This is a genomic window from Serratia sp. AS12 (assembly GCF_000214195.1).
GTDB lineage: Bacteria > Pseudomonadota > Gammaproteobacteria > Enterobacterales > Enterobacteriaceae > Serratia > Serratia plymuthica.
Genome location: NC_015566.1, coordinates 3,045,795 through 3,061,734, shown reverse-complemented (window position 1 = coordinate 3,061,734; position 15,940 = coordinate 3,045,795). Strand labels below are relative to the sequence as shown.

At 55.7% G+C, this 15,940-nt stretch carries 15 protein-coding genes; 10 read left to right on the top strand and 5 right to left on the bottom strand.

The genetic code is table 11. The features are described 5' to 3' along the window. Nucleotides 1-23 precede the first annotated feature (23 nt). The 6 genes from aspS (at nucleotide 24) to ruvB (ending at nucleotide 5,366) form a co-directional block, all read left to right on the top strand. The gene (aspS, locus tag SERAS12_RS14350) at nucleotides 24-1,808 is read left to right on the top strand and encodes an aspartate--tRNA ligase (protein ID WP_013813331.1); all 1,785 of its coding nucleotides are present in this window, start codon (nucleotides 24-26) and stop codon (nucleotides 1,806-1,808) included. After that, the gene (gene nudB / locus SERAS12_RS14345; protein ID WP_006325886.1) at nucleotides 1,808-2,254 is read left to right on the top strand and encodes a dihydroneopterin triphosphate diphosphatase; all 447 of its coding nucleotides are present in this window, start codon (nucleotides 1,808-1,810) and stop codon (nucleotides 2,252-2,254) included. The genes aspS and nudB overlap by 1 nt, the downstream gene beginning before the upstream one ends. Before the next feature lie 19 nt (nucleotides 2,255-2,273). After that, nucleotides 2,274-3,017: a YebC/PmpR family DNA-binding transcriptional regulator gene (locus SERAS12_RS14340; protein ID WP_012145503.1), complete on the top strand. Its 744-nt coding sequence runs from the start codon at nucleotides 2,274-2,276 to the stop codon at nucleotides 3,015-3,017. 76 nt (nucleotides 3,018-3,093) lie between these two features. Further along, a complete protein-coding gene (gene ruvC, locus SERAS12_RS14335; protein WP_004945529.1) occupies nucleotides 3,094-3,615 on the top strand; it encodes a crossover junction endodeoxyribonuclease RuvC in 522 nt (173 codons plus the stop codon). Nucleotides 3,616-3,727: 112 nt separating this feature from the next. Then, nucleotides 3,728-4,342, top strand: coding sequence for a Holliday junction branch migration protein RuvA (gene ruvA, locus SERAS12_RS14330; RefSeq protein ID WP_013813330.1), 615 nt, complete (start codon nucleotides 3,728-3,730; stop codon nucleotides 4,340-4,342). A 19-nt stretch (nucleotides 4,343-4,361) separates the two neighbouring features. Beyond that, nucleotides 4,362-5,366, top strand: a complete 1,005-nt coding sequence (ruvB, locus tag SERAS12_RS14325; RefSeq protein ID WP_013813329.1) for a Holliday junction branch migration DNA helicase RuvB — start codon at nucleotides 4,362-4,364, stop codon at nucleotides 5,364-5,366. Between the two features lie 54 nt (nucleotides 5,367-5,420). Here ruvB and znuB read toward each other — a convergent pair whose 3' ends face one another. Then, entirely contained in the window at nucleotides 5,421-6,206 is a 786-nt protein-coding gene (gene znuB / locus SERAS12_RS14320) for a zinc ABC transporter permease subunit ZnuB (protein ID WP_013813328.1), read from the bottom strand. Continuing rightward, a complete protein-coding gene (znuC, locus tag SERAS12_RS14315; protein ID WP_013813327.1) occupies nucleotides 6,203-6,961 on the bottom strand; it encodes a zinc ABC transporter ATP-binding protein ZnuC in 759 nt (252 codons plus the stop codon). The genes znuB and znuC overlap by 4 nt, the downstream gene beginning before the upstream one ends. 78 nt (nucleotides 6,962-7,039) lie before the next feature. Between znuC and znuA the strand changes: the two genes are divergently transcribed. From znuA to lpxM, 3 genes are all read left to right on the top strand, one after another. Then, nucleotides 7,040-7,993, top strand: a complete 954-nt coding sequence (gene znuA, locus SERAS12_RS14310; protein ID WP_013813326.1) for a zinc ABC transporter substrate-binding protein ZnuA — start codon at nucleotides 7,040-7,042, stop codon at nucleotides 7,991-7,993. A 21-nt stretch (nucleotides 7,994-8,014) separates the two neighbouring features. Then, a complete protein-coding gene (mepM, locus tag SERAS12_RS14305; protein ID WP_013813325.1) occupies nucleotides 8,015-9,337 on the top strand; it encodes a murein DD-endopeptidase MepM in 1,323 nt (440 codons plus the stop codon). Between the two features lie 149 nt (nucleotides 9,338-9,486). Next, nucleotides 9,487-10,455, top strand: a complete 969-nt coding sequence (lpxM, locus tag SERAS12_RS14300) for a lauroyl-Kdo(2)-lipid IV(A) myristoyltransferase (RefSeq protein WP_013813324.1) — start codon at nucleotides 9,487-9,489, stop codon at nucleotides 10,453-10,455. A 68-nt stretch (nucleotides 10,456-10,523) separates the two neighbouring features. Here the strand turns inward: lpxM and SERAS12_RS14295 are convergent, their stop codons facing one another. From SERAS12_RS14295 to SERAS12_RS14285, 3 genes are all read right to left on the bottom strand, one after another. Further along, nucleotides 10,524-11,408 (bottom strand): leucine-rich repeat domain-containing protein, encoded by an 885-nt coding sequence (locus SERAS12_RS14295; RefSeq protein ID WP_013813323.1) that lies wholly within the window; start codon nucleotides 11,406-11,408, stop codon nucleotides 10,524-10,526. 107 nt (nucleotides 11,409-11,515) lie between these two features. Further along, the gene (pyk, locus tag SERAS12_RS14290; RefSeq protein ID WP_013813322.1) at nucleotides 11,516-12,958 is read right to left on the bottom strand and encodes a pyruvate kinase; all 1,443 of its coding nucleotides are present in this window, start codon (nucleotides 12,956-12,958) and stop codon (nucleotides 11,516-11,518) included. Nucleotides 12,959-13,139: 181 nt separating this feature from the next. Further along, the gene (locus tag SERAS12_RS14285) at nucleotides 13,140-14,012 is read right to left on the bottom strand and encodes a MurR/RpiR family transcriptional regulator (RefSeq protein WP_006325867.1); all 873 of its coding nucleotides are present in this window, start codon (nucleotides 14,010-14,012) and stop codon (nucleotides 13,140-13,142) included. A gap of 395 nt (nucleotides 14,013-14,407) precedes the next feature. Between SERAS12_RS14285 and zwf the strand changes: the two genes are divergently transcribed. Further along, nucleotides 14,408-15,883 (top strand): glucose-6-phosphate dehydrogenase, encoded by a 1,476-nt coding sequence (zwf, locus tag SERAS12_RS14275; protein ID WP_013813320.1) that lies wholly within the window; start codon nucleotides 14,408-14,410, stop codon nucleotides 15,881-15,883. The last annotated feature ends 57 nt before the right edge of the window (nucleotides 15,884-15,940 follow it).

Here is a 15,940-nt window from a genome sequence, read left to right as displayed (position 1 = left end):
GGCTTAAGCCAAAAGGATAGCGTATGCGTACTGAATATTGCGGGCAGTTGAATCTGTCCCACGTGGGCCAGGAAGTCACTTTGTGTGGTTGGGTCAACCGTCGTCGCGATCTGGGCGGCCTGATCTTTATTGATATGCGCGACCGCGAAGGCATCGTGCAGGTGTTCTTCGATCCGGACCAGAAAGCCGCATTTGACAAGGCATACGACCTGCGCAACGAGTTCTGCATCCAGATTGTCGGCACCGTGCGCGCGCGCCCGGACAGCCAAATCAATAAAGATATGTCCACCGGAGAAGTGGAAGTGTTCGCCCATGCTCTGGAGATCATCAACCGCTCCGAACCGTTGCCGCTGGACTCCAACCAGGTCAACACTGAAGAAGCGCGCCTGAAATACCGCTACCTGGATCTGCGTCGCCCGGAAATGGCCGATCGCCTGAAGACCCGTGCCAAAATCACCAGCTTCGTGCGTCGCTTTATGGACAGCAACGGCTTCCTCGACATCGAAACCCCGATGTTGACCAAAGCCACGCCGGAAGGTGCGCGTGACTACCTGGTGCCGAGCCGTGTGCACAAAGGTAAATTTTATGCGTTGCCGCAGTCGCCACAGCTGTTCAAACAGCTGCTGATGATGTCGGGTTTTGATCGTTACTATCAAATCGTCAAATGCTTCCGCGATGAAGATTTGCGTGCTGACCGTCAGCCTGAGTTTACCCAAATCGACGTTGAAACCTCTTTCATGACCGCCGATCAAGTGCGTGAAGTGATGGAAAAGCTGGCGCGTGATCTGTGGCTGGATGTGAAGGGCGTGGATCTGGGCGATTTCCCGGTCATGACCTTCGCCGAAGCGATGCGCCGTTATGGCTCCGACAAACCGGATCTGCGTAACCCGCTGGAGCTGGTGGACGTTGCCGATCTGGTGAAAGACGTTGAGTTCAAGGTGTTCTCCGGTCCGGCTAACGACGCCAAAGGCCGCGTAGCCGCTATCTGCGTTCCGGGCGGCGCGCAGCTGACCCGTAAGCTGATCGATGAGTACGGTACCTTCGTTAACATCTATGGCGCCAAAGGCCTGGCCTGGCTGAAGGTCAATGACCGTGCCGCCGGCATGGAAGGCGTACAAAGCCCGATCGCCAAATTCCTCAGTGCGGAAGTGCTGGAGGCTATCCTGACGCGTACCAACGCGCAGACCGGCGATATCCTGTTCTTCGGCGCAGACAGCTTCAAGATTGTGACCGATGCGATGGGCGCGCTGCGTCTGAAACTGGGCCGTGACCTGCAACTGACCAAACTGGACAGCTGGGCGCCACTGTGGGTGGTGGACTTCCCAATGTTCGAAGAAGACGGTGAAGGCGGCCTGGCGGCGATGCACCATCCGTTCACCGCACCGCGCGACATGAGCCCGGAAGAGCTGAAGTCGGCGCCAACCACGGCCATTGCCAATGCCTATGACATGGTGATCAACGGCTACGAAGTGGGCGGCGGTTCCGTGCGTATTCACCGCAGCGAAATGCAGCAGACGGTCTTCAGCATTCTGGGCATTAACGACCACGAACAGCGCGAGAAATTCGGCTTCCTGCTGGATGCATTGAAGTACGGCACACCACCGCACGCCGGCCTGGCCTTTGGTCTGGACCGACTGGTGATGCTGCTGACCGGCACCGACAACATTCGTGACGTGATTGCCTTCCCGAAAACCACCGCTGCTGCCTGTCTGATGACCGAAGCGCCAAGCTTCGCCAACCCGGCGTCGTTGCAGGAGTTGGGGATTTGCGTGGTCAAGAAAGCCGCGTTACCGGAAGAGAACGAGTGATGAGTTACAAGCGGCCCGAGTCCATTTTGGTAGTGATTTACGCCAAATCCAGTGGACGGGTGCTGATGTTACAGCGGCGCGACGATACCGAATTCTGGCAGTCGGTTACCGGTAGCCTGGAGGAAAATGAGTCGCCGCCGCATGCCGCACGGCGTGAGGTCATGGAAGAAGTCGGCATCGATATCGAAGCAGAGAATCTGCCGTTGTTCGATTGCCAGCGCTGTGTGGAGTTTGAACTCTTTGTCCATTTGCGACATCGCTATGCCCCGGGAACCACGCGCAATAAAGAGCACTGGTTCTGTCTGGCGTTGCCTGAAGAGCGCGATCCGGTGATTACCGAGCATCACGCCTACCGCTGGCTTGAGGCGGCGCAAGCCGTGAAGTTGACCAAGTCCTGGAGCAATCAGCAGGCGATTGAAGAGTTTGTGATTAATTCAGTCCAGTAATTTTTTTCGGAGATTTTTTATGGCAGGTCATAGTAAGTGGGCCAACACAAAGCACCGTAAAGCCGCACAGGATTCCAAGCGCGGTAAAATTTTCACCAAAATTATTCGCGAGCTGGTGACCGCCGCGAAACTGGGCGGTGGCGATCCAGGGGCTAACCCACGTCTGCGTGCGGCGATCGACAAGGCGCTGTCCAACAACATGACGCGCGACACCCTGAACCGCGCCATCGCGCGTGGCGTAGGCGGCGATGATGATTCCAACATGGAAACCATCATTTATGAAGGTTACGGTCCGGGCGGCACTGCCGTCATGATCGAATGCCTGAGCGACAACCGCAACCGTACCGTGGCCGAAGTGCGTCATGCCTTCACCAAATGCGGCGGTAACCTCGGCACCGACGGTTCCGTGGCTTATCTGTTCACCAAGAAGGGCGTGATCACTTACGCACCGGGCCTGGATGAAGACGTGGTGATGGAAGCGGCGCTGGAAGCCGGTGCTGAAGATATCGTCAGCTACGACGACGGTGTTATCGACGTGTTCACCGCCTGGGAAAATCTGGGCGAGGTGAAAGATGCGCTGACTGCGGCCGGTTTCACCGCCGACTCGGCGGAAGTTTCCATGATCCCATCGACCAAGGCCGATATGGATGAAGAAACCGCGCCGAAACTGTTGCGTCTGATCGACATGCTGGAAGACTGTGACGACGTGCAGGAGGTTTACCACAACGGCGAAATCTCCGACGAGGTTGCAGCGACGCTGTAATAATGAAATTGAAGTACGGCGCTGCTCTGTGGCAGCGCCTGGCGATGTTAATGCTTAACGCAAGGTGGGTGTAGGGATGACGATCATACTGGGTATCGATCCCGGATCGCGCGTCACCGGTTATGGCCTCATTCGCCAGCAGGGTCGCCAGCTGAGCTATATCGCCAGTGGCTGCATTCGTACCGTGGTGGATGACATGCCGACGCGGCTGAAGTTGATCTACGCAGGCGTCAGCGAAATCATCACCCAGTTTAAACCGGATTTTTTCGCTATCGAACAGGTGTTTATGGCGAAGAACCCGGATTCGGCGCTCAAACTCGGGCAGGCGCGCGGCGTGGCGATTGTTGCTGCCGTGAACCAGGACCTGGAAGTGTTCGAATATGCGGCGCGTCAGGTGAAGCAAACGGTGGTCGGCACCGGCGCGGCAGAGAAGGCGCAGGTGCAGCACATGGTTCGTTCGCTGCTTAAACTGTCGGCCAATCCCCAGGCGGACGCCGCGGATGCGCTGGCCATCGCCATCACCCACTGCCATCTCAGCCAAAACGTGCTGCGAATGAGCGAAGGGCGGTTAAACCTGGCTCGTGGTCGTTTAAAGTAGTGCTTGGTCAGTGACAACTCAGGCTGGATATTCATCCAGCCTTTTTTATGTTATAAGCTTTACCAGCACGGCATGACAGTCGGTCATGCTCAAGAATTCTGCAGGAGGGTAAATGATAGGTCGTCTCAGAGGATATATTCTGGAAAAGCAGCCGCCGCTGGTGTTACTGGAGGCAAACGGCGTGGGTTATGAAGTGCATATGCCCATGACCTGCTTTTATGAGCTGCCGGATCTGGGGCAAGAAGCCATCGTGTTTACCCAGTTTGTGGTGCGCGAAGACGCGCAGCTGCTGTACGGTTTCAACGATAAACAAGAGCGCGCACTGTTCCGTGAGTTGGTTAAAGTGAACGGTGTGGGACCGAAACTGGCGCTGGCTATCCTGTCCGGGATGTCCGCACAGCAGTTTGTCAGCGCGGTAGAGCGTGAAGAGATCACCACATTGGTGAAATTGCCGGGCGTGGGCAAGAAAACCGCTGAGCGCCTGGTGGTCGAAATGAAAGACCGCTTTAAAGGGCTTAATGGCGATCTGTTCAATAACAGCAGCGAAATCACGCTGCCCGCTACGGCAACGCAGGCGGCCGAGCTGGATGCTGAAGCAGAAGCCGCTTCTGCGCTGGTGGCATTAGGCTATAAACCGCAGGAAGCCAGCCGCATGGTCAGCAAAATCGCCAAACCGGGCGCCGATTGCGAAACCCTGATCCGCGACGCGCTGCGCGCCGCCCTGTAAGGTTGATAAGGGATAGAGAATGATTGAAGCCGATCGCCTGATTTCTGCTGAGCCGATCAACGAAGAAGAAATTCTTGATCGCGCCATTCGACCAAAGCTGCTGACGGAATATGTCGGCCAGCCGCACGTGCGTGAGCAGATGGAAATCTTTATTCAGGCGGCCAAGCAGCGTGGCGACGCGCTGGACCATTTGCTGATCTTCGGCCCGCCAGGGCTGGGTAAAACCACGCTGGCGAACATCGTCGCCAATGAAATGGGCGTTAACCTGCGCACTACCTCCGGCCCGGTGTTGGAGAAGGCGGGCGATCTGGCGGCGATGCTGACCAACCTCGAGCCGCACGACGTCTTGTTTATCGATGAAATCCATCGGTTGTCGCCGGTGGTCGAAGAAGTGCTGTATCCGGCAATGGAAGATTACCAACTGGATATCATGATCGGCGAAGGCCCGGCTGCGCGTTCGATCAAACTCGATCTGCCGCCCTTTACGCTGGTGGGAGCTACCACCCGTGCCGGTTCTCTGACCTCGCCGCTGCGCGATCGCTTCGGCATTGTGCAGCGCCTGGAGTTCTATCAGGTCGCCGATTTGCAGCATATCGTTTCACGCAGTGCCAACTGCCTGGGGCTGGATCTCTCGGAAGAGGGCGCTCATCAGGTGGCTCGTCGGGCACGCGGAACGCCGCGTATCGCCAACCGCTTGCTGCGCAGGGTGCGCGATTTTGCCGAAGTCCGTGCCAACGGCGTGATCAATGGCGAAGTTGCGATGCAGGCGCTGGACATGCTGAACGTTGATGCCGAAGGTTTCGACTACATGGACCGCAAGCTGTTGCTGGCGATAATCGACAAGTTCATGGGCGGGCCGGTGGGCCTGGATAACCTGGCTGCGGCGATTGGTGAGGAGCGGGAAACCATCGAAGACGTTATAGAACCCTTCCTGATCCAACAGGGCTTTATCCAGCGAACCCCGCGTGGACGAATGGCGACCAATCATGCCTATAAACACTTTGGTATTGCGCGCGAAGAGTAAGTATTAAAAAGGGCCGCTGATGCGGCCCTTGTCACGTCTGCCGGCAGCCCGGAATCAGGCCTGCTGCTTCCTGAATAAACTCAGCACAAACAGCACCGCAGCGCTCAGCACCACCGAGGGGCCGGCCGGGGTATCGTAAAAGGCCGAGAAGGCCAGCCCGCCAGTGACGGCCAGCATGCCTACCAGCACCGCATAACCGGCCATTTGCTCAGGCGTACGGGCGAATCGGCGTGCCGTAGCCGCCGGTATAATCAGCAGTGAAGTGATGATCAGCGCGCCGACGAACTTCATTGCCAGACCAATGGTCAGAGCGGTGACCAGCATCAGCACTGTGCGCGCCCGCACCAGATTAACGCCGTCTACGTGCGCCAGCTCAGGACTGACGGTCATCGACAGCAGGTTGCGCCATTGCCACCACAGGATCAGCAGCACGATGCTGACGCCGATGCCAATCATCCAGATATCGGTAAAGGTGACAGACAACAGATCGCCAAACAGATAGGCCATCAGATCGACCCGCACGTTGGACATTAACGCCACTACCACCAGGCCCAGAGACAGCGCGCTGTGCGCCATAATACCGAGCAGGGTATCAACGGAAAGCTGCGGCCGACGCTCCAGCCACACCAGCACCAGAGCCAGCACCAGCGTTACGGCAATCACCGCATAGAAAGGGTTCACATCCAACAGCAGGCCGAAGGCCACACCCAGCAGTGAGGCGTGCGCCAAGGTATCGCCAAAGTAGGACATCCGCCGCCAGACAACAAATGAGCCTAGCGGACCTGCGGCCCCCGCCAACAACACCCCGGCCAGCCAGCCGGGTAATAACAGTTCGATCATGCCTCACGGCCCCCGGTTTTCTTCAACACAATTCGGCCTTGCAGGTCGTGACGGTGGTTATGGTGGTGGCGATAAACCGCCAGCTGTTCCGCTCCCCGGTTACCAAACATGGCGATAAATTCAGGGTGCATCGACACCACTTCCGGTGCGCCGGAACAGCAGATATGTTGGTTGAGGCACAGTACCTCATCGGTTTTCGCCATTACCAGATGCAGGTCATGGGAAACCATCAATACCGCGCAGCCCAGCTCTTTACGCAACTGATCGATCAGATCGTACAGCGCCAGTTGGCCATTGACGTCGACTCCCTGCGTCGGTTCATCCAGCACCAGCAACTGAGGCTTATTCAACAGCGCACGTGCCAGCAGCACCCGTTGGTTTTCGCCGCCGGAAAGCTTTTGCATCGGTTGATCGAGTAGATGGGCCGCCTGCACGCGTTTCAGCGCAGGCAGGATATCGGCCTTTTTGACGCCGGGTTTCAAGCGCATAAAACGGCTGACGGTAAGCGGCAGGGTGGCATCAAGGTGCAGTTTTTGCGGCACATAGCCGATGCGCAGGCCCGGCTCGCGTTCAAGCGTGCCTTGGGTTGGCGCAACGAGCCCCAGTACCACCCGCACCAGCGTAGATTTGCCCGCGCCGTTTGGGCCGAGCAGCGTCAGAATACGGCCCGGCTGGAGGCTGAGCGAAATATTCGACAGGACCTTGCGGCTACCAAAGGAGACGGTGATATTTTTTAGCGTTGTCAGTGTAGACATCTCGTGATTACATTTTGCAGAACTAACCGAATGTTATAATATCACGCCTCGCTGATGAAAACGACGGGATTACTGAGAATGGCACAGAAAAATAAATGGCTGCAACGCACGCTGCTGGCCAGCGCATTGATGATGGCCGGGCCGCTGAACAGCGCTTATGCCACGGTGGTGACTTCCATTCGTCCGCTGGGGTTTATCGCCTCTGCGATAGCCGACGGTGTGACGCCCACCGAGGTATTGCTGCCGGATGGGGCTTCGCCGCATGATTTCGCTCTGCGGCCTTCCGATATCCAGCGCCTGCGCGCCGCCGATTTGGTGGTGTGGGTAGGGCCGGACATGGAAGCCTTTCTGACCAAATCGCTCACCCCGGTATCGGCCAATCGTCAGTTGGCCATCAGTGAATTGAGCGGGGTGAAACCCCTGTTGATGAAGGGCGATGATGACGATCATGAGCATGAACATGCTGGGGATGCGAATAGCCATGCAGATCATGACGAAGATGATGGACATCATCACGGCGAATATAATATGCACGTCTGGTTATCCCCGGAAGTGGCAAAAGTGACCGCGATCGCGATTCACGACAGGTTATTGGAACTTATGCCGCAAAATAAGGACAAATTAGACGCAAACCTGCGCCAGTTCGAGAATCTGCTGACGCAAACTGACAAAAATGTTGGTAACATGCTTAGGCCTGTGCAAGGCAAGGGATATTTTGTTTTTCATGATGCTTACGGCTACTTTGAAAAACACTTCGGCTTGAGCCCACTGGGCCATTTTACCGTTAATCCCGAAATACAGCCTGGAGCACAGCGCCTACACCAAATTCGAACACAGTTGGTTGAGCAGAAAGCAGTCTGCGTTTTTGCTGAGCCACAATTCAGGCCGGCCGTAATCAATGCCGTTGCCAAGGGTACCAAAGTGCGTTCTGGAACGCTGGACCCGCTGGGCACCGGCATCGCACTGGGGAAAGACAGCTACGGGAACTTCCTGACTCAGCTGTCTAACCAGTACGTGAGCTGCCTGAAGTAAAGATTATGAGGAAAATATCGAGTGCAGCAGATAGTCCGAACTATCGCTCTGGCGTATAACAATCTGCCACGGCCCCATCGCGTCATGCTGGGGTCGCTGACAGTGGTTACACTGGCCGTTGCCGTTTGGCGGCCTTTTGTTTATCACCCAGAACATAACCCCATCGTTAAGAACATCGAGTTAGAATCCAGCCAGTTACGGTCCTTACTGCCAGAAGCCAGTGAGCCGATCGACCTTGACCAAGCCACTCCCGATGATGACATCCCACAGGATGAGCTGGACCAGAAGGTCGCCGGCGAAGATGGCGTGCATGAATATGTAGTTTCTACCGGCGATACGCTGGGCAGCATTCTGACCCAGTACGGCATAGATATGTCAGACGTCTCTCTGCTCGCATCGCAAAATCGCGACCTGCGTAATCTGAAGATTGGTCAGCAACTGTCGTGGACGGTAAATGATGCCGGCGATCTGCAACGTTTGACCTGGGAGGTTTCCCGGCGTGAAACCCGTACCTACGATCGCGTAGGCAATAGTTTCAAAGAAACTCAGGAAGCCCAGCAGGGTGAATGGCGTAATAACGTGATCAGCGGCCGCCTCAACGGGAGCTTCGTCAGCAGCGCCAGTGCTGCCGGCTTAAGCCGCGCTGAAATCAACGCGGTAATCAAAGCGCTGCAATGGCAGTTGGATTTCCGCAAACTGCGCAAGGGCGACCAATTCTCGGTATTGATGTCCCGCGAACACTTTGACGGCAAGAGCTCGCAAAGCCAGTTGCTGGGCGTACGCATGCGTTCCGGTGGCAAAGATTACTACGCCATCCGCGCTGAAGACGGCAAGTTCTATGATCGTCAGGGCTCCGGCCTGGCGCGCGGCTTTATGCGTTTCCCAACCATGAAACAGTTCCGCATCTCTTCAAACTTCAATCCGCGCCGGGTGAATCCGGTGACCGGGCGCATTGCGCCGCACAAAGGCGTCGACTTTGCGATGCCGGTTGGTACTCCGGTACTGGCGGTGGGTGACGGTGAAGTATTGATAGCCAAACGCAGCGGTGCCGCAGGCAACTATGTGGCGATCCGTCATGGCCGTCAGTACACCACACGTTATATGCACCTGAAAAAACTGTTGGTTAAGCCGGGACAGAAGGTCAAACGTGGCGACCGCATCGCGTTATCGGGTAACACCGGCCGTTCTACCGGGCCGCACCTGCATTTCGAAATGTGGACCAACCAACAGGCGGTCAACCCGTTGACGGCGAAACTGCCGCGTTCCGAAGGGTTGAGCGGTAAAGACCGCAGCGATTATCTGGCGCAGGTGAAGGAAGTGGTTCCTCAACTGCAGTTGGACTAATCCTTTTATTCGGGCGCACTGCCGCGCCAGTGATTCCATCGGCCTGATTGCGGGCCGATGCTGTTTTATATTGGCGCTTCGTCGTTGTTAATTGCAAAATCAGTCTTTGCAATTATGATTAGCCGAACCGCTAAGTTAAGAGCTTGTGCATGCAAAACGAGAAAAAATCGAACGTAGAGTTCATCCCGCAATTTCAAAAAGCCTTTTACCATCCACGCTACTGGGGCGTTTGGCTGGGAACCGGGCTGATGGCAGGCATCTCACTGATCCCTGCGCGCTTGCGCGATCCGGTGCTCGGTGCGGTTGGCAAACTGGTCGGCAAGGTGGCAAAAAGCGCCCGCCGCCGTGCGCGTATCAACCTGCTGTATTGCCTGCCGGAAGTGCCGGAAAACGAACGCGAGCACATTATTGACGAGATGTTTGCCACCGCGCCGCAATCAATGATTCTGATGGCGGAACTGGCCTGCACCAAACCGGAAAAAGTGCTGAAGCGTGTGCGTTGGCACGGCGAAGAGGTGCTGGATAAGATCCGCGAAGAAGGCCGCAACGTGATTTTCCTGGTGCCACACGGATGGGCGGTGGATGTACCCGCCATGCTGATGGCGGCACGTGGTCAGCCGATGGCGGCGATGTTCCACAACCAAAGTAACCCTTTGGTGGATTATCTGTGGAATGCGGTGCGCCGTAAGTTTGGCGGCCGAATGCATGCGCGCAATGACGGCATCAAGCCGTTTATCAGCTCGGTGCGTCAGGGTTATTGGGGCTATTATTTGCCCGATCAGGATCACGGCGCCGAACATAGCGAGTTCGTCGACTTTTTTGCTACCTACAAAGCGACGCTGCCCGCGGTGGGGCGCCTGATGAAGGTGTGCCGTGCGGCAATTGTGCCTTTGTTCCCGGTGTATGACGGCAAAACCAGCATGCTGGATATCTATATTCGCCCGCCGATGGATGATTTGGCCACGGCTGATGACCCCTATATTGCGCGTCGCATGAATGAAGAAGTGGAGAATTTGGTGGGGCCGAACCCAGAGCAATACACCTGGATCCTCAAACTGCTGAAAACGCGTAAAGAAGGGGAGACTGAACCCTATTCACGCGACGATTTGTATCGCTAAGCGGCACAGTCGCTTCCGGTCGTAAGGGCCAGCCATCGAAAGGGGGCTGGCCCTTTGTTTTTAATGCCTTATATATGCACCATACAACCCTGCGCCATCAATGGCTCCAGCACCGCCGGCATCTGGGCGAAGTTGTTCCAGCGCAAATCTAATCGTCGCAGGCGAGTCAATGCCGCCATGCTATCCGGCAGCTCACTCAACCGGTTAGCGCGCAGGTCAAGCGTGGTGAGCGCCGTTAGTTGACCAAAACAGCCTGGCAGCTGCCGTAGCTGATTAGCGCGCAGATTGAGGTCGGTCAGGCTGGCTAAGTGACAGAATGCCGCAGGCAGCCTGCTGATGGCGTTATTTTCCACGTCCAGCACCGCCAGTTCAGACAATTGCGAGATCTCTTCCGGCAACGTTTCCAGACGATTATTCATCAGGTGCAGTTCCCGCAGCGCGCTCAATTGGCCGATGGCGGCCGGCAACGCGGTAATCTGGTTGTTATACAGCCTCAGTTCCTGCAGGCCGCTCAATTGAACGATAGCAGCCGGCAGTTCGCTCAGTAGGTTATCGGTCACGTTTAGATAGCGCAATTTATGCAAACGGCCCAGCTCTATGGGGAGCGTGCTGAAAGCGTTGTCGCTCAGATAAAGATAGGTCAGTTCGCGGAGTTGGCCGATGCTGGCGGGCACGCGCTCGGCTTTGTTGTGACCGCAATCCAGCATCGCCAGTTTTTGCCATTGGCCGAGATCTTCCGGCAGCTCATTGAGTTGGTTACAGGAGATATTCAGTACCTGCAGCGCACGATGCTGAAAGATTTGCGCCGGGAACTGGCGGAGGCGATTGTCGTATAGGCTGATTTTCAGCAATGCGTTGCCCTGCAGGCGGTCATCATCCAGGCTTTCCAGCCCTTGGCCGTCGAGATCCAATGCCAGCGAGCTGCAGTTTTGCTGTGGGTGTTGATGAAGCATCGATGGTTCTCCATTTGCCGTAGTGGCGACTGGAGATGAGTTTAACAGGGGGGAAGGGCGGAGCGGGAAAAAATGCCGGCCGTGTTAACGGCCGGCGGCAAGCGAGGTTATTCTACGCGCAGGATACGGCTGGTGTTGGTGGTGCCAACGGTTTCCATCACGTCGCCCTGTGTCACGATCACCAGGTCGCCGGAAACCAGGAAGCCTTTGTCGCGCAGGCGATTCACTGCGTCATTGGCCGCGATGACGCCGTCGTTATGGCTGTCGAAATAAACCGGCGTAACGCCGCGATACAGCGCCGTCAGGTTCAGCGTGTGCTCATGACGTGACATGGCGAAGATCGGCAGCCCGGAGCTGATACGTGACATCATCAGCGCAGTGCGGCCCGATTCTGTCATGGCGATCAGTGCAGTCACGCCTTTCAGGTGGTTGGCGGCGTACATTGAAGACATGGCAATGGCTTCTTCGATGTTGTCGAACTGTACGTCCAAACGGTGTTTGGAGACGTTGATGCTTGGGATTTTTTCAGCGCCCAGACAAACGCGCGCCATCGCCGCCACGGTCTCCGCCGGGTACTGGCCCGCAGCGGTTTCGGCAGACAGCATTACGGCGTCGGTGCCATCCAGCACGGCGTTCGCCACGTCCATGACTTCGGCGCGGGTTGGCATCGGGTTGGTGATCATCGATTCCATCATTTGGGTCGCGGTAATGACGGCGCGGTTCAGCGTGCGGGCACGACGGATCAGTTTTTTCTGAATGCCGACCAGTTCCGGATCGCCGATTTCAACGCCCAGGTCACCACGGGCGACCATCACCACGTCGGAAGCCAGGATGATGTCATCCATTGCTTCATCGCTGCATACCGCTTCAGCGCGTTCAACTTTAGACACGATCTTGGCGTTGCAGCCTGCATCGCGCGCCAGACGGCGTGCGTAGTTCAAATCTTCGCCGGTACGTGGGAAGGAGACCGCCAGATAGTCGACGCCGATTTTTGCTGCGGTAATGATATCGGCTTTATCTTTCTCGGTCAGGGCTTCTGCGGACAGGCCGCCGCCCAGTTTGTTGATGCCTTTGTTGTTGGACAGCGGGCCGCCAACGGTCACTTCGGTAAACACTTTCATGCCCTGAACTTCGAGCACTTTCAACTGTACGCGGCCATCGTCCAGCAGCAGTACGTCGCCCGGCACCACGTCGGCAGGCAGGCCTTTATAGTCGATACCGACTTTTTCTTTATCGCCTTCGCCTTTTGACATGTTGGCATCGAGCAGAAATTTGTCACCTATATTGAGGAAGATTTTGCCTTCCTTAAAGGTGGAAACACGGATTTTTGGCCCTTGCAGGTCGCCCAGAATCGCGACGTGACGCCCCAGTTTGGCAGCGATTTCGCGCACTTTATCCGCGCGAGCCTGGTGATCTTCCGCGCTGCCATGAGAAAAGTTGAGCCGAACCACGTTAGCGCCGGCAGCAATGATCTTTTCAAGATTATTGTCGCGGTCAGTAGCCGGGCCTAGGGTGGTAACAATTTTGGTTCTTCTGAGCCGTCTGGACATGTATTACTCCGTTGACTGGTGAAGCAAAGTATTGGTGTTGCGATAACGTCGGATAACGAAACCAAGAGTGAAATGTAATTTTACTACACTGATGTTTCACCCGGGTTACCCGCATGAGCGTTTTACAGGTACTGCCTCTAAGACTGCCGTTCAAACTTTTCGGCAGGTTTTTTTACATCGGTTACGAGTCGAAATTATTCGGGATAACCGCACCCTTATCAAAGCGCGATTCTTTTAACGCTTCCTTGACCCGCTTCAAGTTATCTCTGAATTTAGCCCCTCTGCGCAAGGTAAATCCGGTAGCCAGAACGTCGATGAGCGTTAATTGCGCAATTCGGGACACCATCGGCATATAAACGTCAGTGTCTTCCGGCACATCGAGCAGCAGAGACAGCGTCGCCGCATGGGCGAGGGGGGTATCGCGTGAGGTGATGGCGATCACCGTGGCGTCGTTTTCGCGCGCCAGTTGCGCCATTTCAACCAGGTTTTTTGTGCGGCCGGTGTGGGAAATTAATACCACGACGTCGCCTTCGCTGGAGTTCATGCATCCCATGCGTTGCATGACGATGTCATCGAAGTAGACCACCGGGATATTAAAACGGAAAAATTTGTTCATCGCGTCGTGGGCGACTGCCGCCGACGCGCCCAAACCAAAGAAAGAGATCTTTTTTGCCTGCGTGAGCAGGTCAACCGCACGATTGATTGCGGCAATATCCAAATTTGCCTTTACTGTATCCAGGCAGGCCATCACCGATTCGAATATTTTACCGGTGTAGGAATCCACACTGTCATCTTCCTCCACGTTACGATTTACGTAAGGGGTGCCGTTGGCCAGGCTTTGCGCCAGATGCAGCTTAAAATCGGGGAAGCCCTTGGTATCGAGACGGCGACAAAAACGGTTGACGGTGGGTTCGCTGACGTCCGCCATTTTGGCCAGCGTGGCGATACTGGAGTGAATGGCGGTTTGTGGGGAGGCCAGGATCACCTCGGCGACTTTCCTTTCAGATTTGCTCAGGAGCTCCAGATGGCTCTGGATTTTTTCCAGCGTATTCATATAACGAGAGTCACTCATGGTTTTATACCCGCAGTCTTTCAAGCTGCCACTTGGAATCCATCGGATATGTCGATTTCAATCAAAGGAGAAATCAATGCCGGTTTAATGAAAATATACTACGTGCCGGTAACCGTTGGCAGTCTCGACAGAGGGTATGCAGACTTTTTTCATCAGAACATGACCTGTGTCTAACTTTCATAATGGTAAAAGAGCGTCAAAAAAGACAGAAAATTACAGTTTTTAGTTTCGTCAGCGGCGTTTACGCCCGATCACGCTTAACACTGGAGTTTCTGGGGCTTTTTTTCTGCTTTTGATCCGGGTTTACTGGCCGTAGTCAAAGAGAGTACATTAGTAATGTAAGAAAATTACAAATATCCTGCAACGAGGAGATGAACATGGCGGTAACCTCTACAGCCCAGGCGTGTGACCTGGTTATTTTCGGCGCGAAAGGCGATTTGGCGCGTCGTAAGCTGCTGCCTTCCCTGTACCAGTTAGAAAAAGCCGGCCATATCCACCCGGAAACCCGGATTATCGGCGTTGGCCGTGCGGAGTGGGATAAAGAAGCCTATATCAAGGTGGTCAAGGAAGCGCTTGGCACCTTTATGAAAGAAACGCTGGATGACGAACTCTGGGCCACGCTGAGCGCGCGCCTGGATTTCTGCAACCTGGATGTGAACGACAGCAAAAACTTTACCAAACTGGGTAAAATGCTGGACCAGAAGCATCGCACTACCATCAACTACTTCGCCATGCCGCCAAGCACCTTTGGCGCGATCTGCAAAGGGTTGGGCGAGGCAAAACTGAATCACGACCCGGCGCGCGTCGTGATGGAAAAACCGTTGGGCACCGATCTGGCGTCTTCCCGCGTGATCAACGATCAGGTGGCGGAATACTTCAACGAGTCCCAGGTTTACCGTATTGACCACTACCTCGGTAAAGAGACGGTACTGAACCTGCTGGCGCTGCGTTTTGCCAACTCGCTGTTTGCCTCCAACTGGGACAACCGCACTATCGATTCCGTACAGATCACCGTGGCGGAAGAGGTGGGTATCGAAGGGCGCTGGGGTTACTTTGACCAGGCCGGCCAGATGCGCGACATGATCCAGAACCACCTGCTGCAAATTCTGACCATGATTGCCATGTCGCCGCCGGCGGATCTGACCACCGATCGCATTCGTGACGAGAAAGTGAAGGTGCTGCGCTCGCTGCGCCGTATTAATCAGACCAATGTGCGTGAAACCACGGTGCGCGGCCAATACACCGCCGGTTTTGTGCAGGGTAAAAAAGTGCCGGGCTATCTGGAAGAGGAAGGGGCGAACAAAAGCAGCAACACCGAAACCTTCGTCTCGATCCGCGTGGATATCGACAACTGGCAGTGGGCCGGCGTGCCGTTCTACCTGCGTACCGGTAAACGCCTGCCGACCAAATGTTCTGAAGTGGTGGTTTACTTCAAGAACCCGCCGTTGAACCTGTTCAGCGACTCTTACCAGCAACTGCCGCAGAACAAGTTGACCATTCGTCTGCAACCGGATGAAGGTATCGAGATCCAGGTGCTGAACAAGGTGCCGGGGTTGGATCACAAGCACCGTCTGCAAACCACCAAGCTGGATCTGAGCTTCTCGGAAACCTTTAACCAGGAGCACGTGGCAGACGCCTACGAGCGTTTGTTGCTGGAGACCATGCGCGGTATTCAGGCGCTGTTCGTGCGCCGTGACGAGGTGGAAGAAGCCTGGAAATGGGTAGACTCCATCATGGACGCCTGGAAAGCGGACAACGAAGCGCCGAAGCCTTACCAGTCTGGTACCTGGGGCCCGGTAGCTTCGGTCGCGATGATCACCCGCGATGGCCGTTCCTGGAACGAGTTCGAGTAACGACGCCGCCGGCAGCTTATCTGCCGGCATTTTTTTGCCCGCAGAACGCGGGATAGC